Origin of the sequence: Haemophilus sp. HMSC71H05 (assembly GCF_001838635.1) — a bacterium.
Classification (GTDB): Bacteria; Pseudomonadota; Gammaproteobacteria; order Enterobacterales; family Pasteurellaceae; genus Haemophilus_D; species Haemophilus_D parainfluenzae_R.
This window is the reverse complement of record NZ_KV838037.1, coordinates 75,460-98,036: the sequence shown is the minus strand read 5'-3', so window position 1 is coordinate 98,036 and position 22,577 is coordinate 75,460. Positions and strand designations below refer to the sequence as shown.

General features: G+C 38.0%; 24 protein-coding genes and 1 tRNA gene. 15 read left to right on the top strand and 10 right to left on the bottom strand.

Annotated features, from left to right (window positions below; all coding sequences use genetic code 11):
- A partial coding sequence (locus tag HMPREF3279_RS06765) for a collagen-flanked surface repeat-containing protein (RefSeq protein ID WP_180365032.1) occupies positions 1–2,428 on the bottom strand: 2,428 nt, incomplete at its 3' end.
- Positions 2,429–2,824: 396 nt separating this feature from the next.
- Here HMPREF3279_RS06765 and HMPREF3279_RS06760 point away from each other — a divergent pair.
- The gene (locus HMPREF3279_RS06760; RefSeq protein ID WP_070868627.1) at positions 2,825–3,244 is read left to right on the top strand and encodes a hotdog fold thioesterase; all 420 of its coding nucleotides are present in this window, start codon (positions 2,825–2,827) and stop codon (positions 3,242–3,244) included.
- The gene (gene hemH, locus HMPREF3279_RS06755; RefSeq protein WP_070868625.1) at positions 3,241–4,212 is read left to right on the top strand and encodes a ferrochelatase; all 972 of its coding nucleotides are present in this window, start codon (positions 3,241–3,243) and stop codon (positions 4,210–4,212) included. Before HMPREF3279_RS06760 ends, hemH begins: the two co-directional genes overlap by 4 nt.
- A gap of 227 nt (positions 4,213–4,439) precedes the next feature.
- On the opposite strand, the gene HMPREF3279_RS06750 is transcribed toward hemH, so the two are convergent.
- Both HMPREF3279_RS06750 and epmA read right to left on the bottom strand, forming a co-directional pair.
- Positions 4,440–5,483 (bottom strand): porin, encoded by a 1,044-nt coding sequence (locus HMPREF3279_RS06750; protein ID WP_070868623.1) that lies wholly within the window; start codon positions 5,481–5,483, stop codon positions 4,440–4,442.
- A 313-nt stretch (positions 5,484–5,796) separates the two neighbouring features.
- Complete coding sequence (gene epmA, locus HMPREF3279_RS06745; RefSeq protein ID WP_049373625.1) at positions 5,797–6,780, bottom strand: elongation factor P--(R)-beta-lysine ligase; 984 nt, start codon at positions 6,778–6,780, stop codon at positions 5,797–5,799.
- Positions 6,781–7,058: 278 nt separating this feature from the next.
- Between epmA and frdA the strand changes: the two genes are divergently transcribed.
- From frdA to frdD, 4 genes are read left to right on the top strand one after another with little or no spacing between them, the layout of a single operon-like run.
- Positions 7,059–8,858 (top strand): fumarate reductase (quinol) flavoprotein subunit, encoded by a 1,800-nt coding sequence (gene frdA / locus HMPREF3279_RS06740; protein WP_032825757.1) that lies wholly within the window; start codon positions 7,059–7,061, stop codon positions 8,856–8,858.
- On the top strand, positions 8,851–9,621 hold the full coding sequence (locus HMPREF3279_RS06735) for a succinate dehydrogenase/fumarate reductase iron-sulfur subunit (protein WP_005696861.1): 771 nt from the start codon (positions 8,851–8,853) through the stop codon (positions 9,619–9,621). The genes frdA and HMPREF3279_RS06735 overlap by 8 nt, the downstream gene beginning before the upstream one ends.
- 10 nt (positions 9,622–9,631) lie before the next feature.
- Positions 9,632–10,042, top strand: a complete 411-nt coding sequence (frdC, locus tag HMPREF3279_RS06730) for a fumarate reductase subunit FrdC (RefSeq protein WP_049383891.1) — start codon at positions 9,632–9,634, stop codon at positions 10,040–10,042.
- An 11-nt stretch (positions 10,043–10,053) separates the two neighbouring features.
- Positions 10,054–10,398 carry a fumarate reductase subunit FrdD gene (gene frdD, locus HMPREF3279_RS06725; protein ID WP_005696863.1) on the top strand — a complete coding sequence of 115 codons (345 nt, stop codon included), beginning with the start codon at positions 10,054–10,056 and terminating at the stop codon, positions 10,396–10,398.
- A 146-nt stretch (positions 10,399–10,544) separates the two neighbouring features.
- Here frdD and rplI read toward each other — a convergent pair whose 3' ends face one another.
- The 5 genes from rplI to infA all read right to left on the bottom strand — a co-directional run bounded on the left by rplI (position 10,545) and on the right by infA (position 12,349).
- Entirely contained in the window at positions 10,545–10,994 is a 450-nt protein-coding gene (gene rplI, locus HMPREF3279_RS06720) for a 50S ribosomal protein L9 (protein WP_049368816.1), read from the bottom strand.
- A 14-nt stretch (positions 10,995–11,008) separates the two neighbouring features.
- On the bottom strand, positions 11,009–11,239 hold the full coding sequence (rpsR, locus tag HMPREF3279_RS06715; RefSeq protein WP_005696867.1) for a 30S ribosomal protein S18: 231 nt from the start codon (positions 11,237–11,239) through the stop codon (positions 11,009–11,011).
- Positions 11,240–11,250: 11 nt separating this feature from the next.
- Complete coding sequence (gene priB, locus HMPREF3279_RS06710) at positions 11,251–11,577, bottom strand: primosomal replication protein N (RefSeq protein WP_005627623.1); 327 nt, start codon at positions 11,575–11,577, stop codon at positions 11,251–11,253.
- Positions 11,564–11,941, bottom strand: a complete 378-nt coding sequence (gene rpsF, locus HMPREF3279_RS06705) for a 30S ribosomal protein S6 (protein ID WP_005627620.1) — start codon at positions 11,939–11,941, stop codon at positions 11,564–11,566. The genes priB and rpsF overlap by 14 nt, the downstream gene beginning before the upstream one ends.
- A 189-nt stretch (positions 11,942–12,130) precedes the next feature.
- Entirely contained in the window at positions 12,131–12,349 is a 219-nt protein-coding gene (gene infA, locus HMPREF3279_RS06700; RefSeq protein WP_005627617.1) for a translation initiation factor IF-1, read from the bottom strand.
- A 328-nt stretch (positions 12,350–12,677) separates the two neighbouring features.
- On the opposite strand from infA, the gene HMPREF3279_RS06695 reads away from it, so the two are divergent.
- Genes HMPREF3279_RS06695 through HMPREF3279_RS06675 form a run of 5 tightly spaced genes read left to right on the top strand, consistent with a single transcriptional unit; the run spans position 12,678 to position 17,359 of the window.
- Positions 12,678–13,355: a glycosyltransferase family 25 protein gene (locus tag HMPREF3279_RS06695; RefSeq protein WP_049383890.1), complete on the top strand. Its 678-nt coding sequence runs from the start codon at positions 12,678–12,680 to the stop codon at positions 13,353–13,355.
- Positions 13,348–14,379 (top strand): glycosyltransferase family 9 protein, encoded by a 1,032-nt coding sequence (locus HMPREF3279_RS06690; protein WP_049383889.1) that lies wholly within the window; start codon positions 13,348–13,350, stop codon positions 14,377–14,379. The genes HMPREF3279_RS06695 and HMPREF3279_RS06690 overlap by 8 nt, the downstream gene beginning before the upstream one ends.
- Before the next feature lie 41 nt (positions 14,380–14,420).
- Positions 14,421–15,284 (top strand): 16S rRNA (adenine(1518)-N(6)/adenine(1519)-N(6))-dimethyltransferase RsmA, encoded by an 864-nt coding sequence (gene rsmA, locus HMPREF3279_RS06685; RefSeq protein WP_070868622.1) that lies wholly within the window; start codon positions 14,421–14,423, stop codon positions 15,282–15,284.
- Between the two features lie 37 nt (positions 15,285–15,321).
- The gene (locus HMPREF3279_RS06680; protein WP_070868620.1) at positions 15,322–16,467 is read left to right on the top strand and encodes a glycosyltransferase family 4 protein; all 1,146 of its coding nucleotides are present in this window, start codon (positions 15,322–15,324) and stop codon (positions 16,465–16,467) included.
- 1 nt (position 16,468) lies between these two features.
- Entirely contained in the window at positions 16,469–17,359 is an 891-nt protein-coding gene (locus tag HMPREF3279_RS06675) for a glycosyltransferase family 8 protein (protein ID WP_049365322.1), read from the top strand.
- Positions 17,360–17,482: 123 nt separating this feature from the next.
- Here HMPREF3279_RS06675 and HMPREF3279_RS06670 read toward each other — a convergent pair whose 3' ends face one another.
- On the bottom strand, positions 17,483–18,331 hold the full coding sequence (locus tag HMPREF3279_RS06670) for a glycosyltransferase family 25 protein (protein WP_070868619.1): 849 nt from the start codon (positions 18,329–18,331) through the stop codon (positions 17,483–17,485).
- Positions 18,332–18,492: 161 nt separating this feature from the next.
- Between HMPREF3279_RS06670 and apaH the strand changes: the two genes are divergently transcribed.
- The 3 genes from apaH to HMPREF3279_RS06655 all read left to right on the top strand — a co-directional run bounded on the left by apaH (position 18,493) and on the right by HMPREF3279_RS06655 (position 21,388).
- The gene (apaH, locus tag HMPREF3279_RS06665) at positions 18,493–19,320 is read left to right on the top strand and encodes a bis(5'-nucleosyl)-tetraphosphatase (symmetrical) ApaH (RefSeq protein WP_070868618.1); all 828 of its coding nucleotides are present in this window, start codon (positions 18,493–18,495) and stop codon (positions 19,318–19,320) included.
- 9 nt (positions 19,321–19,329) lie between these two features.
- Positions 19,330–19,953: a glucose-6-phosphate 1-dehydrogenase family protein gene (locus tag HMPREF3279_RS06660; RefSeq protein WP_070868617.1), complete on the top strand. Its 624-nt coding sequence runs from the start codon at positions 19,330–19,332 to the stop codon at positions 19,951–19,953.
- Positions 19,954–20,053: 100 nt separating this feature from the next.
- Positions 20,054–21,388, top strand: coding sequence for an NAD(P)/FAD-dependent oxidoreductase (locus tag HMPREF3279_RS06655; RefSeq protein ID WP_070868616.1), 1,335 nt, complete (start codon positions 20,054–20,056; stop codon positions 21,386–21,388).
- A 42-nt stretch (positions 21,389–21,430) separates the two neighbouring features.
- Here HMPREF3279_RS06655 and folD read toward each other — a convergent pair whose 3' ends face one another.
- Entirely contained in the window at positions 21,431–22,288 is an 858-nt protein-coding gene (gene folD, locus HMPREF3279_RS06650; protein ID WP_070868615.1) for a bifunctional methylenetetrahydrofolate dehydrogenase/methenyltetrahydrofolate cyclohydrolase FolD, read from the bottom strand.
- A 178-nt stretch (positions 22,289–22,466) separates the two neighbouring features.
- On the opposite strand from folD, the gene HMPREF3279_RS06645 reads away from it, so the two are divergent.
- Positions 22,467–22,543 (top strand) — tRNA-Pro (locus HMPREF3279_RS06645).
- The last annotated feature ends 34 nt before the right edge of the window (positions 22,544–22,577 follow it).

Below are 22,577 nucleotides of genomic sequence, written 5' to 3'. Positions count from 1 at the left end.
TACCATCTTTAACAACAGTTGAAGTGGTTTGACCGTTGCCATCTACGATAGTAACTGTGTGTGTACCATTACCGTTGTTAACAACACTTGCTTCAGCGTTTTTACCGTCAGCACCTTTCGCACCGGTATCACCTTTCGCACCTGCTGCACCAGTATCACCTTTCGCACCAGTTGCACCATCTTTAACGATAGTGGTGGTAGTGTTACCGTTACCATCTACGACAGTTAATGTATGTGTACCATTACCGTTGTTTGTAACAGATGCTTCCGCATTTTTACCATCTTTAACAACAGTTGAAGTGGTTTGACCATTGCCGTCTACGATAGTGACTGTGTGTGTACCGTTACCGTTGTTTACAACACTTGCTTCAGCGTTTTTACCGTCAGCACCTTTCGCACCGGTTGCACCATCTTTACCGTCTTTACCGTCTTTACCATCTTTTACGATAGTAGTGGTCACTGAGCCTGTACCTAAATCAGTAATGGTAATAGTGTGAGTACCGTCACCGTTATCTACAACTTCACCTGTAATGCTGTCACCTTTATCACCTTTCTCACCAGTTGCACCAGTGTCACCTTTCGCACCTGCTGCACCGGTATCACCTTTCGCACCTGTTGCACCGGTGTCACCTTTCTCACCTTTTTCACCAGCAGTTGAGCTGATTTCAATGGTTGTGCCGTTACGTTTGATTTCGATGTTTTTACCTGCATTAATGTTTACAGTATTCGATGCTTTAACATCTGCTGCTTCAGTATCACTACCTTCAGTAATTTTACCGTTTGTACCTGTTACCGCAGATGAATTCAAATGCCATGAAACATTATTCACAATATCAGTTACAGTACTTACGTTAGTTAAACGAGAACCATAGTTACCGCCCGTTGCTTTATCACCATCTTTCGCATAGGTTGCAGCACCAACAGGTGTGGTAGAAATAGAACCGGTTTTTGCATCAACATTGTAAGTTGTTACATTGCCTGTAGTAGTATTCGTTACAGTTAATGCATCAGTAGTAGTTGTTGTCACTGCTGCAGTAGTATCTGTACCGCCAGCCACTTTCGCATTGATTTTAACTGAACCATCAGAGTTATAAACTACTTCAGTGTTGTCACCATTTACGATATTTGCGTGGTATTTAACCACTGTTTTTTTGGTTCCAGTACTTTGATCTAACGTTTCATTCGTTACGGTTGCAATCGTACCGTTACCATTTTGGAAATCAACAACACCATTGTTATAAATACTTGTATTGGCATGTTGAGCGCCCGCTGTTTGGTTACCACTTGCAATCCAGTGATGGTTATGAATTTTTTCATCTAATTTACTTGCAACAAAATAAAGTTGTGAACCATTCACTGCATCAGTTGAAGTATTACTTAAACGGCCAGCTGCTACGTTCTGAATTTGACGCTCACTACCTGCTTTACCAACAGAAACAACTGCACCGTCACCTAATGCACTTGTGTTACCCGCAAAACCGCTATAAGTCAATGTACCTACAGTCGCTGTATTGGTTGGAGCAAAACTCGAAGTTGTAGAGTTTGAACCTAATGCGACAGAGTCTTTGATAGAAGCTGTAGCATTTGTACCGATAGAAACGGCATTATCAGCAGTCGCTTTAGCCGCAGTACCTGCTTTATTACCTAAAGTACCATCTTGTGCTCCACCAATCGCCACAGAGTTTTCACCTGTTGCTTGAGCAGACGCACCACCTGCGAATGAACCTGCACCAGTAGCTTTCGTTAACACACCAATCGCTGTCGCACGTGCAGCAGTTGATTCAGCATAAGCACCGATACCAATTGCGTTATCACCTCTAGCTTCTGTTTTAGTACCAACAGCAATAGCGTTATTGTTAGCTGCAGTCGCAGTTTGACCTACTGCAACAGAGTTTGATTCAGCTGCAGTCGCATTAGAACCCATAGCAATCGCTGCTTCTTTATTTGCTTGAGCATATGGACCAACTGCAATAGTTAATTTATCTTCAGCTTTAGTATAAGAACCAACAGTAACCGATTGATAACCTGAAGCAGTTGTATTTGAACCTATAGCTACTGCATGATCTTTTGTTGCGTTAGTATCTTTACCGATAGCAATTGTGTTAGTCCATGCTGCATTAGCGCTATGACCAATAGCAATCGCATCTTGATGTTGAGCAGATGCAGCTGGACCAATTGACACTGCGTGTCGACCTGCTTGAGCACTTGGCACATTAGTTGGCCAAATATTAACCGCATCATTAGTATTCATATCCGATGCAGCCATTGCTGATTGAGATACCGCCAATGAACCAATTACAGCACCAGCAAGTGCAGTCAATTTCACGATTTTTTTAGATTTGGTTTTACCTTTAGCATGCCCAAGTTCAGAAACAGCTGTCCACGTTTGTGTCGCATGATTCCAAATAACTTTAAACACTTTGTTCATATAAATTTATTCCTTTTATTAGGATGATAAAGAAGCTGTCACTGATGCAACAGCGCCGAAAAATTCAACGTCAGAAAGGCGACGACCACAAATTTTGACAACAGTTCCCCCTTCCTTTCTGTTCGGAACAGCTTATTCTAAGCGAACTTTGTACAAAAAGGAAGCATAATAAAAAGGATTTACCAAAAATTACAATTAATTAAGATAAAACTTAAGTTATGTAAATATATGTAAAGATTTCTGGATTTTTTTACAAAAAATTTAAAAATATGTAAGTTTTTGTATGAAAAATAAGCAAAACCGCATACTAAAATCATTATACTGCCCTTCTTTTTTCTTTACGAAAGTGCTGAATTAGATCAAACTAACGCCATCAAATAAGATAAGGAAAAGTACATGGCAATTTGGAAAAAAACGTTCACCCTTGAGCAGCTTAATGAAATGGGGAAACATTGCGCTGTTGGGCATTTAGGGATTGAAATCTCAGCTTATGGTGAAAACTGGATTGAGGCAAGAATGCCGGTTGATCATCGCACCACTCAGCCTTTCGGCTTATTGCATGGTGGCGTGTCTGTGGCGTTGGCTGAAACCATTGGTTCATTGGCTGGATTTCTCTGTATAGAAGAAGGCCAAGTTGCCTTGGGATTAGATATCAACGCCAATCATCTTCGCCCAGTGAAACAAGGTTTTGTTACCGCAAAGGCAACGCCAATTGCTTTAAGTCAAAATAACCATGTTTGGCAAATTGACATTCGCGATGAACAAGATAAACTTTGCTGCGTTTCTCGATTAACGCTTTCTATCAAACATTTATGAATACAACAAAAAAAATCGGCATCATTTTAGCGAATCTTGGTACGCCAGATGCCCCTCAACCCGCAGCGATCTCTCGTTATTTGTGGGAATTTTTAATGGATCCTCGTGTGGTCGATTTACCTCGTTGGAAATGGTATCCCCTTTTAAAAGCTATTATTTTACCTATGCGTTCTAAACGCATTGCACGAAATTACCAATCTATTTGGACTGAACAAGGCTCTCCCCTACTTGCCATTACAAAACAACAACAAGCCGGCTTACAAGCGTATTTAAATGAACAAGGCATCAATGCCCAAGTAGAAATTGCCATGACCTATGGCAATCCTTCAATGCAAAGTGCGGTCAAAAATTTACTCAAAAATGATGTAGAACGCATGATTGTGTTGCCACTTTATCCACAATATTCCAGCACAACAACAGGCGCATTAATTGATGCCTTCAATCGAGCCATTGCACAAGAACGCAATATTGTGCCTTTTGAGTTTATTCATTCTTATCATCTTGATGAAAACTACATTAATGCCTTAGTGGATTCGATTAAAGTGCGGTTAAAACCCGATGAGTTTTTGCTTTTTTCTTATCATGGCATTCCATTGCGTTATGAGAATATGGGCGATTATTATCGTCAGCACTGTAAACAAACCACCATTGCCATCGTGGATAAATTAGGTTTAACGGAAAACCAATGGAATATGACTTTCCAATCTCGTTTTGGTCGTGAAGAATGGTTACAACCTTATACGGATCACTTTTTAGAAGAAGCGACTTCTCAAGGCATTCAAAAAATAGCGGTGATTTGCCCAGGTTTTTCGGTAGATTGCTTAGAAACCTTAGAAGAAATTGAGGTTGAAAACAAAGAGACGTTCTTAAATCACGGTGGTGTGTCTTATCACTATATCCCTGCATTGAATGCTGAAAAAGCCCATATTGAAATGATGGGGAAATTGGTTTTGGATAGATTGAAATAATCTCCTTTAATTAAATCTCCCCCTAGCCCCCTCTTTACGAAAGAGGGGGTATTTTATTGGCAAATAAATGCTCTCTGCTCTTAGCCCTCTCAAATACTCCCATAAAACATTAAAAGTAACTCATAAAAAAAGCCCCTCTTTCGTAAAGAGGGGTTGGGGAGATTTAAAAAGATAAACAAAAAGGCGAACCTTTCGATTCGCCTTTTTAGATCTTATCTAATCAAAGATTAGAAGAATACACGCATACCTACACCGATAGCTCTGTCTTTAACTTTACCATCGTAAGCATCGTTAGTATATTTTTTAGCTGTTACGTATTTACCTTCTACGAATAATACAACTTGTTTATGAAGTTTGTAGTCTGCACCAAGTAAGAAACCGTGAGTTTTCACTTTATCAGATTCACCTTTCGCGCGTTCATATAGGTAGTTACCATATACTTTAGACGCTGGAACAACTTGATATGCAAAACCTGGAGATACATAGAATTTATTTACTTTTGCATCGTCAAGTTTTTCATGGCCATAACCGAAGTCACCTGTTAATGTGAAATCACCAAATTTATAACCTAATGATGCTAAAACACCATCTAAACGGTGAGCGTATGATGCACCAGTTTCAAAGTTTGTGTGACCATAAGCTAAACGCGCATCTAAATCACCCACTGTATATAATGCACCTACAGCGTAAGCATTTTTGATACCTGGTTTAAGTGGATTGCCTTTTTCGTCATTTGTTTGACCAAAGTTATAGTTTGCACTTAATTGTAAACCTTCGATACCTTTATAGTCATAACGAACTACACCTGTACCTGCAGTAGGAATATATTCACTTTTTGGAATGAAACCATATTCATAGTCAACTGCTTGGCTTAAATCATCAGCGATAGTTAATTGACGACCGAATGTGATGTCACCAGTCGCTTTGCTACCTAAACCTACATAAGCACGTTTAGCATAAAGTCTACCAAATTTATCACGAGAAGTTGTGTCATCAAAACGGAATTCTAAACGACCTAATGCATAGAAATCGTTATCTAAGTTATGTTTTACAGTGATGCCGAAACGTGAGCCTGCATTACGTAAAGCAGAGTTAGCTTTTTTAGTTGATTGGTTAGCGGCGTTGTACACTTTTTTATCCGCTTTTTCCATGATTAAACGAAGAGAACCGTTTAATTCAACTTTAGTACCTTCGTTGTCATAAACTACTGCTGCGTTTGCTGCTGAAGCGGCAAATGCAGTAACGATTAATGCTGCTAGTGTCTTTTTCATAATTGTTATTCCTTTTGGTTGTTACCTATGATTTTTGATTGAAGCAATTTTTCATAAAAAGTTCAATCACCGAAATAGACGTCGCAAATATTACAAAATAAACCTATAGTGTCAATGGGAGGATCTCTTCCAATTTTCTAAAATTGGATCAAGATCACATTTTTTATACAAAAAAGGATGTTTTTTAATCAAAAACATCCTTTCACATCGAACTTTTCAGAATTTTGTCTATACAATGATCGCTCTATTTTGAGCAATTTATTTTTCTTTTTTTATTTATTCCAGAAGGAATAATGAATATTTTTTAAACAAACTAAGCACATTCCACCGAAAATGAAATCACTTCTTTAATACTTTCTGCACCTAATGCAATCATAATTAAACGATCCACACCTAAAGCCACACCAGAGGTATTTGGAATGCCTGCTTGTAAAGCTCCTAGAAAACGATAGTCAATTTCACGCTGTGGCAAGCCTGCTTTCTCCCGTAGGCGATTGTCTTTTTCAAAGCGGTATTGTTGTTCTCGTGCATCGGTGAGCTCATGGAAACCGTTGGCTAACTCTAAGCCTTTATAATAGAACTCAAAACGTTCTGCCACACGGCTATCTTCTGGGCTAAGTTGTGCAAGTGCGGCTTGGGAAGAAGGGAAATGATAAACCGCAACAGGGGCCTCTTGCCCAATTTTAGGCTCCACCACTTCACTGAATAGAAATTGTAATAAGGTATCACGATCTTCATCTTCATCTGCCATGAAGTTGTGTTTACGTGCTGCTTCCACCAGCTCTTGACGAGTGGCTGATAATGGATCTAATCCTACATATTCTTGGAAAACAAACTGATAACTTAAGGTTTCTGCGGGTTTACAATCGAGGATCTGTTGTAATAAATCATCTACTTCATTCATTAGACGATACATATCAAAGTGTGGTCGATACCATTCAAGCATGGTGAATTCCGGATTATGGCGATTCCCCGCTTCTTCATTACGAAATACTTTGCCAATTTGAAAAATTGGTCCACTGCCTGCCGCCAGTAAACGCTTCATATGATATTCGGGACTTGTAGAAAGCCAGAGCGTTTTCGAGAGTTCATCAAAAGGGGCAACAAATTCTGTATTAAAGGTGGAAAGGTGAAGATCCGTTACGCCAAATTCACTTAAAACAGGGGTTTCCACTTCTAATAATCCACGTTCAGTAAAAAACTGGCGGATATCCGCAATGATTTTGGCACGCGCCAATAGATTTTTAATTGATGCGGAAGGTTGCCATTCTGTTTTTTTATCGCTAAGTGCGGTCATTTTTTTCTCCGTTTTCACCTTTAAAATGAATTAGGCTATTGTAAACAAGAGTGATTTTTAACTCAATAATCCGACTAAATCATTCTTAAACGCAAACGGTTATCATCTATAAATATATAAAAAACTAACTTTTTTGAGTTAGATCACACTTTTGGTATTTTGTCCGTTTATTCCAGAAAAAAAGTTACTAATTTGTAAACAAAAATGGCAGAATGACAACATGCCCCTATTAATTTAGGGCGTTTTATTTTTTTACTTTCTATTGATTGGAGGATATCGTGCAAACGGTTAATGTCGATATTGCTATTGTTGGCGCTGGTGGCGGCGGTTTACGTGCAGCAATTGCAGCAGCAGAAGCAAACCCTAACTTAAAGATCGCATTAGTTTCTAAGGTTTATCCTATGCGTAGCCATACGGTTGCAGCAGAAGGTGGTGCGGCCGCAGTAATTAAAGAGGAAGATTCCTACGATAAACACTTCCACGATACCGTTGCCGGTGGTGACTGGTTATGTGAACAAGATGTGGTGGAATACTTCGTTGAACATTCTCCAGTGGAAATGACTCAACTTGAACGTTGGGGCTGCCCTTGGAGCCGTAAAGCAGATGGCGATGTAAACGTGCGTCGTTTCGGTGGGATGAAAATCGAGCGTACTTGGTTCGCGGCAGATAAAACCGGTTTCCACTTATTACATACTCTTTTCCAAACATCCATTCAATATCCACAAATTCAACGCTTTGACGAGCACTTCGTTTTAGACATCTTAGTTGATGATGGCCATGCTCGCGGTATGGTGGCGATGAATATGATGGAAGGTTCACTTGTTCAAATCAACGCAAATGCAGTTGTGATTGCAACGGGCGGTGGTTGTCGTGCATTTAAATTCAATACCAACGGAGGTATCGTAACAGGTGATGGCTTATCAATGGCATATCGTCATGGTGTTCCTCTTCGTGATATGGAATTCGTCCAATACCACCCAACCGGCTTACCGAACACCGGTATCTTAATGACTGAAGGTTGTCGTGGTGAAGGCGGTATCTTAGTGAATAAAAACGGCTACCGTTATTTACAAGATTATGGTCTAGGTCCTGAAACCCCAATCGGTAAACCTGAAAACAAATATATGGAACTTGGTCCACGTGATAAAGTTTCACAAGCGTTCTGGCAAGAATGGAAAAAAGGTAACACCTTAAAAACTGCAAAAGGTGTTGATGTGGTTCACCTTGACTTACGTCACTTAGGTGAAAAATATTTACATGAGCGTCTTCCATTCATTTGTGAATTAGCAAGTGCTTATGAAGGGGTAAACCCAGTTAATGAACCAATTCCAGTTCGTCCAGTTGTTCACTACACCATGGGTGGTATCGAAGTAGATTTCAACAGCGAAACTCGCATTAAAGGATTATTTGCTGTGGGTGAATGTGCGTCTTCTGGTTTACACGGTGCAAACCGTTTAGGTTCTAACTCGCTTGCAGAATTAGTGGTTTTAGGCCGTGTTGCAGGTGAATATGCCGCACAACGTGCAGCAGAAGCACAACCAGCAAACCGTGCAGCAGTTGATGCACAAGCACAAGATGTTGTGGCTCGCCTTGAAGCACTTTATAACCAAGAAGGTAATGAATCTTGGTCTGAAATCCGTGACGAAATGGGTACCGTAATGGAAGAAGGTTGTGGTATCTACCGTGACCAAGAAAGCATGCAAAAAGCAGTAGATAAAATTGCTGAGCTTAAAGAACGTTATAAACGTATTCGTGTTGCAGACCGTTCAAGCGTATTCAATACCGATGTGCTTTATACCGTAGAATTAGGTTACATCCTTGATGTCGCACAATCTATTGCAAACTCTGCAATTGAACGTAAAGAGTCTCGTGGTGCACACCAACGCTTAGACTACACTGAACGTGATGATGTGAATTATTTAAAACACACCCTTGCTTACTACAATGGCGATGATGCACCGCGTATTGAATACAGCCCGGTGAAAATCACTAAATCTCAACCAGCAAAACGTGTTTATGGTGCTGAAGCAGAAGCGGCAGAAGCGGCTGCGAAAGCTAAGGAGCAAGCAAATGGCTAATTCACCAGTAATGACTGTAGAAGTATTACGCTACAACCCAGAAAATGATCAAGAGCCACATTTAAGCTCTTATCAAGTACCTTATGATAACCAAACTTCTCTTTTAGATGCGTTAGGTTACATTAAAGATAAACTTGAACCGTCTCTTTCTTATCGCTGGTCTTGCCGTATGGCGATCTGCGGTTCTTGTGGGATGATGGTGAATAACAAACCTAAATTGGCTTGTAAAACGTTCTTACGTGATTACAGCGGCCATATGCGTATTGAACCATTAGCAAACTTCCCTATTGAACGCGACTTAGTGGTTGATTTAAGCCACTTTATCGAAAGTTTAGAGGCAATTAAACCTTATATTATTGGTAACGAAGCACCAGCATTAGATGGTAAACCACATCCATCAAAAGAATTGCAAGTCAGCCGTACTAAACAAACGCCGGCACAACTTGAAAAATATCGTCAATTCTCAATGTGTATCAACTGTGGTTTATGCTATGCGGCTTGTCCACAATTTGGTTTAAACCCTGAATTCTTAGGCCCTGCAGCGATTACAATGGCACACCGTTACAACCTTGATAACCGTGACCATGGTAAAGCACAACGTATGCCATTATTAAATGGTAAAAACGGTGTTTGGAGCTGTACTTTCGTTGGTTATTGTTCTGAAGTGTGTCCAAAACACGTGGATCCAGCTTCTGCAATCAACCAAGGCAAAGTGGAAAGTGCCAAAGATTATGTTATCTCAATGCTAAAACCAAAAGGCTAAGGGGAAGAATATGTCAGTAACAGTAAGTAAACGCAAAAAATATGTTCGCCCAATGACGGCTACTTGGTGGCAAAAATTGGATTTCTATAAAGCTTATATGGTACGTGAAGCAACTTCTATCTTTGCTGTGTGGTTCTGTATCGTATTGCTTTACGGTGTACTTTGCCTTGCAAGCAATCCTGTACCAGGTCTAGGCATTATTGATTTCATTAGCTTCTTAAGAAATCCAATTGTAGTGATCTTAAATATCATTACATTAATTGCGACTTTATATCACACTGCAACTTATTTCGTGATGACACCAAAAGTGATGAACATCATTGTTAAAAATGAACGTTTACCACATCACGTGTTAAGAAATGCACTTTGGGCAGTTACCGCTGTGATTAGTGTTATCGCATTAATTTTAGTTTATATGTAGGGAGAGAAAAAATGGTCGATCAAAATCCAAAACGCTCTGGTGAACCACCAGTATGGTTGATGTTTGGTGCTGGCGGGACTGTCAGTGCGATTTTCTTCCCTGTTGTGATCTTAATCCTTGGTCTATTGTTACCATTTGGATTAATTGATCCACATAACCTAATTACATTCGCTTATTCTTGGATCGGAAAATTAGTTATCTTAGTTTTAACCATTTTCCCTATGTGGTGTGGTTTACACCGTATCCATCATGCGATGCACGATCTTAAAATCCACGTGCCAGCAGGCGGATTTATCTTTTACGGCTTAGCCATGATTTACACAATCTGGGTATTATTTGCTGTATTAGGTTTGTAATTTAAAACACTAAATTGATAATAAAAGTGCGGTCAAAAATGACCGCACTTTTTTATTCTCAACGAATAACCAAAATATTTTCTTAATCTAGAAAAACAAAAAACCCGACATTACGTCGGGTTTTCTTTTATCAAAAACTTTGATAATTATTCTGCAACAACGATAACATCTAATGTTGCAAATACCTCGCCGTGAAGTTGGAAACGAACATCGTGGTCACCAAGAGTACGGATTGGACCGTTTGGTAAACGAACTTCGCTTTTCGCAATTTCAACGCCTGCTGCAGTTACTGCTTCTGCTACATCACGAGTAGTGATTGCACCGAATAAACGGCCTTCCTCACCAGCTTTAGATGCGATAGTTACAGAACCTAATGCAGTCACTTGTGCTGCACGAGCTTGAGCTGCTGCTAAACTTGCTGCTGCCGCTGCTTCTAACTCTGCACGACGAGTTTCAAAGTGTTCAATGTTAGCTTTAGTTGCCATAACCGCTTTACCTTGTGGGATTAAGAAGTTACGAGCGAAACCAGATTTAACATTAACTTGATCACCTACGTTACCTAGGTGAACGATTTTATCTAAAAGAATTACTTGCATTTCCTAACTCCTTCTTAATTGTGATGAGAATCAGAGTAAGGTAATAACGCTAAATAACGAGCGCGTTTGATTGCGCGTGCTAATTGGCGTTGGTACTTCGCACGAGTACCGGTAATGCGGCTTGGTACAATTTTGCCGCTTTCAGAAATGTAGTTCTTTAATGTAGCGATATCTTTGTAATCGATTTCAACAACATTTTCCGCTGTGAAACGGCAGAACTTACGACGACGGAAATAACGTGCCATTTGGCTGTCTCCTAATCTATAAATTCGATTTGCTCGGCATGCAATACTAACTGTGTTAAACCATTTGAGGTTTTATGTGAAGTTATAAACCCCACCACAAGAAGTTTACTGCCGACCGTAATGCTTTGAGTTTTTTCTATTAACTGATTGCCACTGACTTGAACTGGCATCTTTAACCACGCTTGGCGTGATAAACCACTTTCGACTTGTTCGGAACGATGTTCCAGCCAAAACTGGCAATGCGCAATCCCGTTAGGGCTTTTGCTTCGTTTAGGTAATTGACACACTGTGCCGATTAACGAGAAGCGATTATCAAGTTTTGAATTACTCTTCAGCATCCTCAAAATCGTTGTTTTCAACTTCAGCTAAAGGTTTACGTTCTTCTTTAGCCGCTTTCATTGGGGACGCTTCGGTTACGGCGTGCTTAGTATGGATAACAAGACTGCGTAATACAGCATCGTTATAACGGAAAGTCGTTTCTAGCTCGTCGATGACTTGTTGAGGCGCTTCTACATTCATAAGCACATAGTGTGCTTTGTGTAATTTGTTAATTGGGTACGCTAATTGACGACGACCCCAATCTTCTAGGCGATGAACTTGACCACCAGCTTCTTTAACAGAACCTGTGTAACGTTCGATCATACCTGGTACTTGCTCGCTTTGGTCCGGATGAACCATAAACACGATTTCGTAGTGACGCATTACTGCTCCTTACGGGTTAATCAGCCTTTGACGTAGATTAGCCACCAATCTGCAAAGGCAAGGAACGAAAAAATGAACGTGGCTAAGGGCGCTGATTATACAGATTTTTTTCCAGACTTCAAATAATTTGTACGCTTTTCAAACAAAAAAAGCCGATATCAACATATCGGCTTTTCTTTTATTTCTAAATTAACGGCTACGGAAAATGATACGACCTTTGCTTAAATCATAAGGTGTCATTTCTACTGTTACTTTATCGCCTGTTAAGATACGAATATAGTTTTTACGCATTTTGCCAGAAATATGTGCAGTCACCACGTGACCATTTTCTAACTCAACACGGAACATGGTATTTGGTAAGGTTTCCAAAATTGTGCCTTGCATTTCAATGCAATCTTCTTTTGCCATTTTATCCTCTAAAATTATGATTTTTTTGACCGCACTTCTTACGGTTATAAATGAAAAACGGGCGAATTATAGCCGTTTTTAATGTTAGACGAAAGATTAAAATGGTATTTTGTTTAAATGCACATTATTTTTTTAATAATTCGATTATAATGTTCCACTAAAGTCGATTAGATAAAGAATTTAATTTAGCATACGAGGCCAAGATGTAGCCTTATGCGGTATTACCTTTCCCAAGGTGGCACCCTACCTACTAAAAAGCTAAAGCAAACTTTACTATAATGTTCGTTAATCTGCATGTAAAACAATAACTTCAACCCAAGGGTTATTTATGGCTATACCTAAAATAATTGTAATTAGTTTAAAACATTCAACAAGAAGAGAAAATATTGCTAAGCGCCTTTCTGGTTTGGGGTTAGACTTTAGTTTTTTTGATGCGACAGATGGGAAAAAACTTCCTGCCTCCGTATTAGAATCTGTCGATTATGATTTCTATCCGAAACACTATTTATCACCTAAGGCCTTAACGCTCGGCGAAATTGGCTGTGCAATAAGCCATATTAAAGTTTATGAGCACATGGTAGAAAACAATATTAAAAGTGCCATTATTCTTGAAGACGATGCGATCGTTTCACAGCACTTTAAGGAAATTATTGAGGATACGCTCAATAAAATTAATAAAAATCATGAGCTGATCTTTTTTGATCACGGAAAAGTTAAATCCCATTTCTTTAAGAAACGGATTGTGGAAGGATATAGACTTGCACATTACAAGTCACCTTCAAAAAATTCAAGAAGATGTATTATCTATGCAACCGCTTATTTAATTACATTATCGGGCGCTAAAAAATTACTTAACTACGCTTATCCAATAAGACTGCCTGCTGATTATCTGACGGGATTAATCCAAAAAACACGTGTTGATGCCTATGGCATTGAACCACCATGTGTATTTAGAGGATTAAACAGTGACTCAGAAATAGACAAAATTGAACATCGATATGAATAAGCTAAAAGCACTAAGGTTAAAAATAGGGAAATGGATACTCGATAAATCATCAAGATCAGCCAATCCCCAAAGTTTAAAACATCCTAAGAGTTTCTTATTTTTGCGACAAGATGGGAAAATTGGCGACTATATCGTTAGTTCTTTTGTTTTTCGGGAAATAAAGAAATTTAACCCGTTGATAAAAATCGGTGTCATCTGCACGAAACAGAACGCTTATCTGTTTCAAAGAAACCATCACATTGATGAGATTTATCTTGTAAAGAAAAGAAACATTCTCGACTACATCAAGACGGCACTGTTTATTAGAAAAGAAAGATACGATGTTGTCATTGATCCAACTCTTGTACTTAGAAACCGAGACTTGTTGCTATTGAGAATACTCAATGCCCGTAATTATATCGGCTATAGAAAAGCAGATTATAATATTTTTAATATAAATATTACTAAAGACGGCCATTTTTCAGAAATTTACAAAGAAGCTTTAGCTCAGTCAAATATCAGTCTAAGTGATGATCGCTATGACATTCCGCAAGATGACTTAATTAAAGAAGAAATTCTTAAGTTTATTACGGACAACAAGTTAAATAACTTTATTACAATTAACTTCTATGGAAATGGCAAAAATAGAAAGTTTGATGACTCTCACATTGTAGATTATTTAACATATATTAGAGACTCGAATAAACATCAGCTAATCTTACTTGCAACACCTGATACTTATGAGCATTTAAGTAGAATCGCTAATCAATTTAATGATGTATTTGTTTATCCAAATCCTCACACAACGATCTATCATACAATTGAGTTGATTAGAAACTGTGCTCTACTTATTTCGGTTGATACATCAACGGTTCATATCGCTTCGGGGTTAAATAAACCTATGATTTGTTTTTACTCGCAAGACAAAGAAAATTTTACGCACTGGCATCCCAATTCTAAGAATGTATGCCATATTATTCATTACTACGATAATGTTAATGAGATCTCCCCGAGAGAAATAAAACCAGAATGGCTAGATATTTAAAGATGCCTGCCACAAACTTTATCATTTATTAGATTATTTTTATGAATTCAAAAAAACACTTAGGTCATACAGCCCGTAAACGCTTCGGACAAAACTTTTTACATGATACCTCCGTCATTCAAGGGATCGTGTCGGCAATTCACCCACAACCCAATCAATTCTTAGTAGAAATTGGCCCAGGGCTTGGTGCATTAACGGAGCCTGTTGGAGAGCTTGTCGATCATCTTACGGTGATCGAGCTTGACCGAGATCTTGCCGAACGTTTACGTCATCATCCATTTTTACATCAAAAGCTCACCGTCATTGAAACGGATGCGATGCAATTTGATTTTGGTGAGCTTTATACAAAAGAGAATTTAGCAGAAAAAGGTCAGAAGTTACGCGTATTTGGTAACTTGCCTTACAACATTTCTACCCCATTGATGTTCCACTTATTTAAGTATCACGATGTGATTCAAGACATGCACTTCATGCTACAAAAAGAAGTGGTAAAACGCTTATGCGCAGGCCCAAATAGCAAAGCTTACGGGCGTTTAACCATCATGGCGCAATATTTCTGCCAAGTGATGCCTGTACTTGAAGTGCCACCTTCGGCCTTCAAACCTGCACCGAAAGTAGATTCAGCTGTTGTGCGTTTAATTCCACATAAAGAATTGCCGCACCCTGTAAAAGATTTATATTGGCTGAACCGTGTTTGTTCTCAAGCTTTCAACCAACGCCGTAAAACATTGCGTAATGCGCTTTCAACATTATTTTCAGCCGAAGATCTGACCGCACTTGGTATTGATTTAAATGCACGCGCAGAAAATTTGGCTATTGCAGATTATGCGCGCTTAGCGAACTGGCTGGCGGATAACCCACCCGAAAATGATGAAAATAATCTTTTTGAATCAACTGAGCTATAAATTGCCCAGTACATATTAATTAACTTAAGGATTCATAATGAAAAAAATAAAAGTTGGTTTGATTATAGATGAGTTTTTTGGCGGTGCTGGAACTGCTTATGGTGGATATGGGTTTCTTGCTCGCCGGCTTATTGCTAAGTATATTCCCAATGATCTAATCCAGATTGATGTATTATTAGGCCGTAGCAATAAAAATCGTTATTTTGCAGAAAAAATAAAAGTTGATGATGTTAATGTTTATAAGCTCCCTAAAAGAAAACTATTTTCTAAATTGTGGCTTAAAAAGCAAAATTACGATGTTTACCTCTCGATTGAATTAACTTACGATTGGGTTCTAAAACATGAGTTAGATATAAATAAGAAACTTATTCTGTGGATTCAAGATCCAAGACCAGCTTACGAGTGGGATGAAATTAATACAGTTAAGCTTTTTCCTGAAACATCTTATTATAATCAAGATATTTATGATCTTGTTCATTCTATGTATAAACAAAATCGAGTGAAATTTATTTCACAAGGGTATTTTTTAAATAGAAAGGCAAAAGATCTTTATTCTCTAGATAATGATGTTAGTATCCAATATTTACCAAACCCAGTAGAAATAGATAATAAATTTGATTTTGATAAACATAATAAGAAGAATAATATCATTTTTCTTGGTCGTATTGAATCAGTAAAAAGAGGTTGGCTTTTCTGTGAAATTGCATCAAAGTTACCTGAATATCAATTTTATGTGTTAGGTCAAACCTTTCGTGAGTCTGATAAAAATACTAAAATTATAAATAAATATTTAAATATTAATAATTTACATTTTGTTGGGCATGTTGATGGTATAGAAAAAAATAATTTTATTCGAGATGCAAAAATCTTAGTGAACACATCAATTCATGAGGCACTCCCAATTTCTTTTTTAGAAGCACTTTCTTATGGAACCGTTCTTGTTAGTAACAGAAATCCTGAGGATTTAACCTCTAAATTTGGCATACATGTTGGTGATGTATTAGGAGATGGTTTTGACAAAGTTGAGCTTTATGTAGAAGCAATTCAAAAACTCATGCAAAATGATTCTATAAGAGAGGAAAAGGCTAAAGCTGGAATGGCTTATGTCAAAAATATTCATAATATAGCTGACTTCACAACAAACCTTAGAAAAATAATAATCGATACAGTTAAGGAAGACTAATATGAATGTCGCGTTTTCATCTGATAATAACTATGCACCATATTTAGCCGTCAGCATATTAAGTGTATTAAAAAATAATTCTGAATCTGAAATTTGTTTCTATATTTTGGATTTTGGCATTGATAATAACAATAAAGAAATTATAGCAAATATCGTTTACAATCATGGGAAAAGTATCAAGTTTATAAGTGTGGATAAAGATGAATTTGCTAACTTTCCCATTACAATAAATTATATTTCTTTAGCAACCTATGCCAGATTAAATATAACTCAATATATCCCTGATGTAGATAAGTTACTTTATATTGATGTTGATACGCTAACAAATGGCTCATTAGATGATTTATGGAATACTGATATCGAACAGTATTCACTTGCCGCATGTAAGGATTTTTTTATTGAAATTGAGCAAGCCGATTACAAGGCAAAAATTGGCTTAGAAAATCATCATTATTTTAACGCCGGAGTGCTTCTTATCAATATGCGAAGATGGCGAGAATTGAATGTGCTAGAGATGAGTCTGACGTGGTTAAATAAATATAAGGACGTTATAAAGTATCAGGATCAGGATATCTTAAATGGTATTTTCAAAGACGATGTTAAATTTATAAATACAAGATTTAACTTCACACCATCTGAATCTGGCTATATAAAATATCGAAAAGAACGAGAAATTCAATTTCCTGCAGTTATTTACCATTATCCTGGACCTGATAAGTTTTGGTCTAGCCGAAGCTCTCACTTAAAAGCTAATTTAGGGTATTCACTATTTAAGGAAATCTGCAATAGTTATCCTGCTTTTAAGGCTGATTTTGATGTTGTTGACTTTAGAACAAAAGTAAGAAGGCTCATTAGAGAAATTAAGTATAAATTTGTCTATCACATCTTTTAATTTTCTAAAATAACAACCTACTTCATTGATATTTAGCGTCTCATTACTTTGATTTTACGTGTTAACTGTTTTTACGAATAGGCTTAAGAGATTAAGCCTATACAACGTATTTCATCAACTTATCTACATAAAACGAACAATTTCTTTACCTTGCATTTCTTTCAGGCGCTGTTGTTCTTTCCATTTTTCTTTATTTAGCGCTCGTATAATATTTTCCTTCACCCGAATTAAACGCTGTTTCAATGTTTTCTTGGTGTGCACTGCCGTATTTTTTTTACGCTCTTGCTGCAAGTCACTTACCAATAAGCTATTCTCTTGATTTAATTGCAATTCTTGAACACAAATGGCAGGATTAAGTTGATATACTTGATAGACACCGACATTAATCTGTTCATTAAACATGATCTCATCAATTGCTTTGACTTCATCTACCGCGAGGTTTTGAAATAAATTAATGAGGTATTTCGCTGCGCCATTAGAGATAATATAACCAGCTGTACCAAAATGCTTTGATTTTAAAATATCAATGTTTCTTTCTTGGAAAGGTAAAATTTGTTGCTGATGTTCCAGCTGAACAGGCATTAAAAATGTTTCTAAACGCAAAACAAAAATCTCTTGAAAATTGAACCGCACTTTTAGCCATTCATCATTTGCAAGAAATTGTTTTGCATTCTCACCAAGCAGAATATCATCCTCAAAAATAGAAATATAATCTAAATTATCGTCAACACACTTTTTCCATAACATAAAGTGACTCACCAAACAGCCCTTTTCTCCTGCCGTGAGCTTTGATGTGTTTTCAACATTTGGAAGATAACGCTGTAAATGAGCATCAAGTCGATCAGAAGGTGTGAATGCATCAAAAAATTCAAAGGGAATTTGTTTCTGACCGAATTGATCGATAATGTGATTTCGACGTTTATCCGCCGTTGAAATACTAATCACTACATTTTTATGTTCAATAGAATACATAGAAAAACATCATATCTGCCTTAAATTGCAGGCTATCTTACTATTTTAAGATCATGAAATGAATAGTATCTTCACAAAAAATCTATGCTAGAATTTATGGTAAATTTTTAGCATAAAGACTGCCAAAACCTAATAACCACAACTGGAGCATTGTAGAAAGAATGGCAACCTATTTCGTTGGTGATTTACAAGGCTGTTATGATGAATTACAGCTTTTATTAGCGCGTGTAGATTTCAATCCTACGCAAGATAAACTTTATCTTGTGGGGGATCTTGTGGCGCGTGGGGATAAATCACTTGAATGTCTTCGTTTCGTAAAATCACTTGGTAATGCCGCGCAAACCGTGCTAGGAAATCACGATTTACACTTAATTGCGACCGCACTGGGTATTAAAAAAGTAAAACCGCGTGATCGTGTTAATGCCATTTTTAATGCGCCCGATTTTGATGAGCTGATTCATTGGTTACGCCATCAGCCCTTACTTGTGCATAATGAAGAATTAAACTTCCTGATGGCACACGCAGGCATTTCGCCTGATTGGGATTTAGAAACTGCGAAATCTTGTGCGGCTGAAGTGGAACAGATTTTACAAAATGGGGATTTTCATTATCTCATTGAAAATATGTATTCTGAACAGCCTGATCGCTGGTCGCCAGATTTGCAGGGCTTAGCGCGTCATCGTTACATTATTAATGCTTTCACTCGAATGCGTTTTTGTTATTTAGATCATCGTTTTGATTTTGCCTGTAAATCCCCTTTAAAAGATGCACCAGCTGAACTCACGCCTTGGTTTAATTTAGATAATCCACTTTATAAACAAATTCCCATTGTATTTGGACATTGGGCAAGTTTAGTGGATGAGCCTACTCCACCAGGTATTTATGCCTTGGATACCGGTTGTGTGTGGAATAATCGAATGACCCTATTGCGTTGGGAAGACAAACAGCTCTTCACACAAAGTGCGGTCAAAAATTACAGTGATTTTTAAGGAAACACTATGCTCTCGCTTACGGCTGAATCTTGCGAACTGTTCAATATTCCTTTCTATCAATTCGCCCAAATGAAAAAATTCTGTCCAGAAGAGATTCCGGCAATTAAAGCTGATTACAAATTACACTGGGATAACTGGAAAGCGATTATTCAAGAAGTCGCAAAGCAACTTGGCATGCCTTTTGCGAAACCGCATATTGAAAGTTGGACCAATGGCTGGCAGGTACGCGCGCATTTCTTTGCTTATTTTAAATACGAGTTCAACCAAAATTCTGCAGCAATCTTTTCTGTGCTATTAAATCGTCGCCGACTAAGAGTGTGTTTAGATTGGCATTGCTATCGTGCAGATCGCTCACAAATTAATCTGCAACAATATAATCAATGGCTTGATCAATTTGATTTCAAACAATTTGCCGATTTTGATATTTGGCGAGAAGATGAAAGCGAATATGATGATTTTCGCCAAGTGAAAACTATTTCTGAAAAAGATCTTCTCTTGCGTTCAGAGGACGATTTTTGGTGTATTGGGAAAAGTATTGAAAAAGATCAACTAAGCCAAATTGATCCTGTTTTATTTATCACGCAAACCATTCAACAATTACAACCGCTTTACGATTGCTGCCATCAATAAAGTGCGGTCATTTCCATTAAATTTTTTCGTCTTGTTTATTTGTTATGCTATCATTACATTAGTTTAACATTTTTAACAATTTTGCTTTTAGGAGTACTTTATGAAAAACGTCGTGATCGTTGGCGGGGGCGCCGGCGGCATTGAATTAGCGACATTTTTAGGCGACAAATTAGGTCGCCAAAAACAGGCTAAAGTGACGCTTGTGGATCGCAATGCGACCCACTTGTGGAAACCCTTATTACATGAAATTGCAACAGGTGTAATGGATGATGGCACAGATTCTCTGAGCTACCGTGCACACGGTAAAAACCACCATTTCAGTTTTGAGCAAGGTTCGATCACACGCATTAATCGAGAGCAAAAATATGTTGAACTTGCCCCTGTTTATGGGCAAGAAGGCGACATGCTCGTGGTTGCGCGTCGTATTCCTTATGATTACTTAGTAATTGCGATTGGCAGTAAATCGAATGATTTCAATACAAAAGGCGTCGCTGATAATTGCATTTTCTTAGACAGCTCTGATCAAGCTCTTCGCTTCCAACAAAGAATGTTGGAATTATTCCTTAAATTCTCTGAAAACCGTGTATTAGACGATATTGGTGAAGAAGAATTTAAACAGAAATTAGTGGATGAGAGTAAAGTCAACATTGCGATTGTTGGCGGTGGTGCTACTGGTGTGGAATTGACCGCTGAGCTTTATCATGCGACTGAAGACTTATCTTCTTACGGTTACGGTAAAATTGATAATTCTTGCTTACAAGTCACTTTAGTTGAAGCAGGTCCTCGCTTATTACCTGCTCTACCTGAAAATTTATCTGCAGCGGTATTAGAGGAATTGCAAGAGATGGGTGCAAACGTGAAATTAAATACAATGATCACGGAAGCCCAACCAAATACACTTATCACCAAAGATGGCGAAGAAATCAAAGCTGATCTGATTGTATGGGCGGCTGGTGTTCGCACCTCAACGGTGACACAGCAATTCGATGGATTAGAGCTTAATCGCATCAATCAATTAGTGGTAAAAGACACTCTTCAAACCACGGTGGATGATAGTATTTTTGCCATTGGTGACTGTGCAGCATTAATGCAACCAAACGGTAAATTAGTTCCACCAAGAGCGCAAGCAGCACATCAAATGGCAAAAGCCTGTGCAAAAAATATCTTTGCACTTTTTGAGCAAAAACCATTAAAAGCATTTAAATACAACGATAAAGGAACCTTGGTTTCTCTTTCAAGCTTTACCGCATTGGGTAGCATTTCAAATAAATTTGGGAAAAACCCACTGACTGTTCAAGGTAAATTTGCTCAGTTTGCGTATGTGTCTTTATATCGTATGCATCAACATGCTTTACATGGATGTATTAAGATTGGCTTGATTATTTTAGTGGATAAACTTAACCACTATTTAAAACCAAGATTGAAATTACATTAATACAAAAAGTGCGGTCAAATTTAACCGCACTTTTTTCATTCCTTAAACTAATTGATTGTTATGCTCATAAGCATAAAGAGTATTAAACATCAGCATGGCAACTGTCATTGGCCCTACTCCACCTGGTACTGGCGTAATATAAGCCGCTTTTTGTATCGCCACATCATATTCCACATCGCCCACTAATTTGCCATTGATACGGTTAATCCCCACATCAATGACTGTTGCCCCTTCTTTAATCCAATCGCCTGGAATAAACCGAGGTTTGCCCACAGCTACAACTAAAACATCCGCCTGACGAATATGATGCTCTAAATCTTTGGTAAAACGGTGTGTCACCGTGACAGTTGCACCTGCTAGCAATAATTCAAGCGACATCGGGCGACCTACAATATTTGATGCACCAACGATCACGGCATGTTTACCGTGTAAATCGATACCTGTGGTTTCTAATAATTTCATCACGCCATAAGGGGTGCAGGCGCGTAAAGTTGGAATACGCTGACATAAACGCCCCACATTATAAGGATGGAAACCATCCACATCTTTTTCAGGGCTAATACGCTCAATCACTGATGTACTATTAATTTGTTCAGGTAATGGAAACTGCACGAGAATACCATCAATGGTTTCATCTGCATTCAATTGATCTATCAGTTGCAATAGTTCTGTTTCCGAAGTGGTTTCAGGTAAATCATAAGATTTTGAAACCATCCCGATTTCCTCACAACTTTTTCGTTTACTGCCTACATAGACTTGAGAAGCGGGATCTGCCCCCACCAAAATTACCGCAAGTCCTGGGGCACGTTTACCTTGAGCACGATAATGTTCAATTTTATTGGCAACATCCGATTTGATTTTTTTTGATAGTTCAGTACCTGAAATAATTTGAGCAGTCATGCGTTTTTTCCTCAAGATGGCATTAAGTAAACGTTTGCTATTTTAACTGACAACGCCTTATTTTACAAAGACAACAAAAGTGCGGTTGAAAAACTGGAATAATTTTGAGCAATTGAAAGAGGAATCTAAAAAATTAATTGACTGAAAAGAAAAGCTCACTATAATTGTGCTCAATCGTCGGCGAGTAGCGCAGCTTGGTAGCGCAACTGGTTTGGGACCAGTGGGTCGTAGGTTCAAATCCTATCTCGCCGACCACTTCTTTTATATTTCCCTCGAAATTCCATACAAA

Excerpts from the sequence above, each read along its gene's own strand:
- HMPREF3279_RS06675 (WP_049365322.1), top strand. The coding sequence starts at position 16,469 with ATGAATGTCGCGTTTTCATCTGATAATAACTATGCACCATATTTAGCC.
- HMPREF3279_RS06670 (WP_070868619.1), bottom strand. The coding sequence starts at position 18,331 with ATGTATTCTATTGAACATAAAAATGTAGTGATTAGTATTTCAACGGCG.
- rpsF (WP_005627620.1), bottom strand. The coding sequence starts at position 11,941 with ATGCGTCACTACGAAATCGTGTTTATGGTTCATCCGGACCAAAGCGAG.
- folD (WP_070868615.1), bottom strand. The coding sequence starts at position 22,288 with ATGACTGCTCAAATTATTTCAGGTACTGAACTATCAAAAAAAATCAAA.
- HMPREF3279_RS06660 (WP_070868617.1), top strand. The coding sequence starts at position 19,330 with ATGCTCTCGCTTACGGCTGAATCTTGCGAACTGTTCAATATTCCTTTC.
- frdC (WP_049383891.1), top strand. The coding sequence starts at position 9,632 with ATGTCAGTAACAGTAAGTAAACGCAAAAAATATGTTCGCCCAATGACG.
- frdD (WP_005696863.1), top strand. The coding sequence starts at position 10,054 with ATGGTCGATCAAAATCCAAAACGCTCTGGTGAACCACCAGTATGGTTG.
- HMPREF3279_RS06680 (WP_070868620.1), top strand. The coding sequence starts at position 15,322 with ATGAAAAAAATAAAAGTTGGTTTGATTATAGATGAGTTTTTTGGCGGT.
- HMPREF3279_RS06695 (WP_049383890.1), top strand. The coding sequence starts at position 12,678 with ATGGCTATACCTAAAATAATTGTAATTAGTTTAAAACATTCAACAAGA.
- HMPREF3279_RS06735 (WP_005696861.1), top strand. The coding sequence starts at position 8,851 with ATGGCTAATTCACCAGTAATGACTGTAGAAGTATTACGCTACAACCCA.
- apaH (WP_070868618.1), top strand. The coding sequence starts at position 18,493 with ATGGCAACCTATTTCGTTGGTGATTTACAAGGCTGTTATGATGAATTA.
- HMPREF3279_RS06760 (WP_070868627.1), top strand. The coding sequence starts at position 2,825 with ATGGCAATTTGGAAAAAAACGTTCACCCTTGAGCAGCTTAATGAAATG.
- rpsR (WP_005696867.1), bottom strand. The coding sequence starts at position 11,239 with ATGGCACGTTATTTCCGTCGTCGTAAGTTCTGCCGTTTCACAGCGGAA.
- rplI (WP_049368816.1), bottom strand. The coding sequence starts at position 10,994 with ATGCAAGTAATTCTTTTAGATAAAATCGTTCACCTAGGTAACGTAGGT.
- HMPREF3279_RS06690 (WP_049383889.1), top strand. The coding sequence starts at position 13,348 with ATGAATAAGCTAAAAGCACTAAGGTTAAAAATAGGGAAATGGATACTC.
- HMPREF3279_RS06750 (WP_070868623.1), bottom strand. The coding sequence starts at position 5,483 with ATGAAAAAGACACTAGCAGCATTAATCGTTACTGCATTTGCCGCTTCA.
- infA (WP_005627617.1), bottom strand. The coding sequence starts at position 12,349 with ATGGCAAAAGAAGATTGCATTGAAATGCAAGGCACAATTTTGGAAACC.
- priB (WP_005627623.1), bottom strand. The coding sequence starts at position 11,577 with ATGCTGAAGAGTAATTCAAAACTTGATAATCGCTTCTCGTTAATCGGC.
- hemH (WP_070868625.1), top strand. The coding sequence starts at position 3,241 with ATGAATACAACAAAAAAAATCGGCATCATTTTAGCGAATCTTGGTACG.
- epmA (WP_049373625.1), bottom strand. The coding sequence starts at position 6,780 with ATGACCGCACTTAGCGATAAAAAAACAGAATGGCAACCTTCCGCATCA.
- rsmA (WP_070868622.1), top strand. The coding sequence starts at position 14,421 with ATGAATTCAAAAAAACACTTAGGTCATACAGCCCGTAAACGCTTCGGA.
- HMPREF3279_RS06655 (WP_070868616.1), top strand. The coding sequence starts at position 20,054 with ATGAAAAACGTCGTGATCGTTGGCGGGGGCGCCGGCGGCATTGAATTA.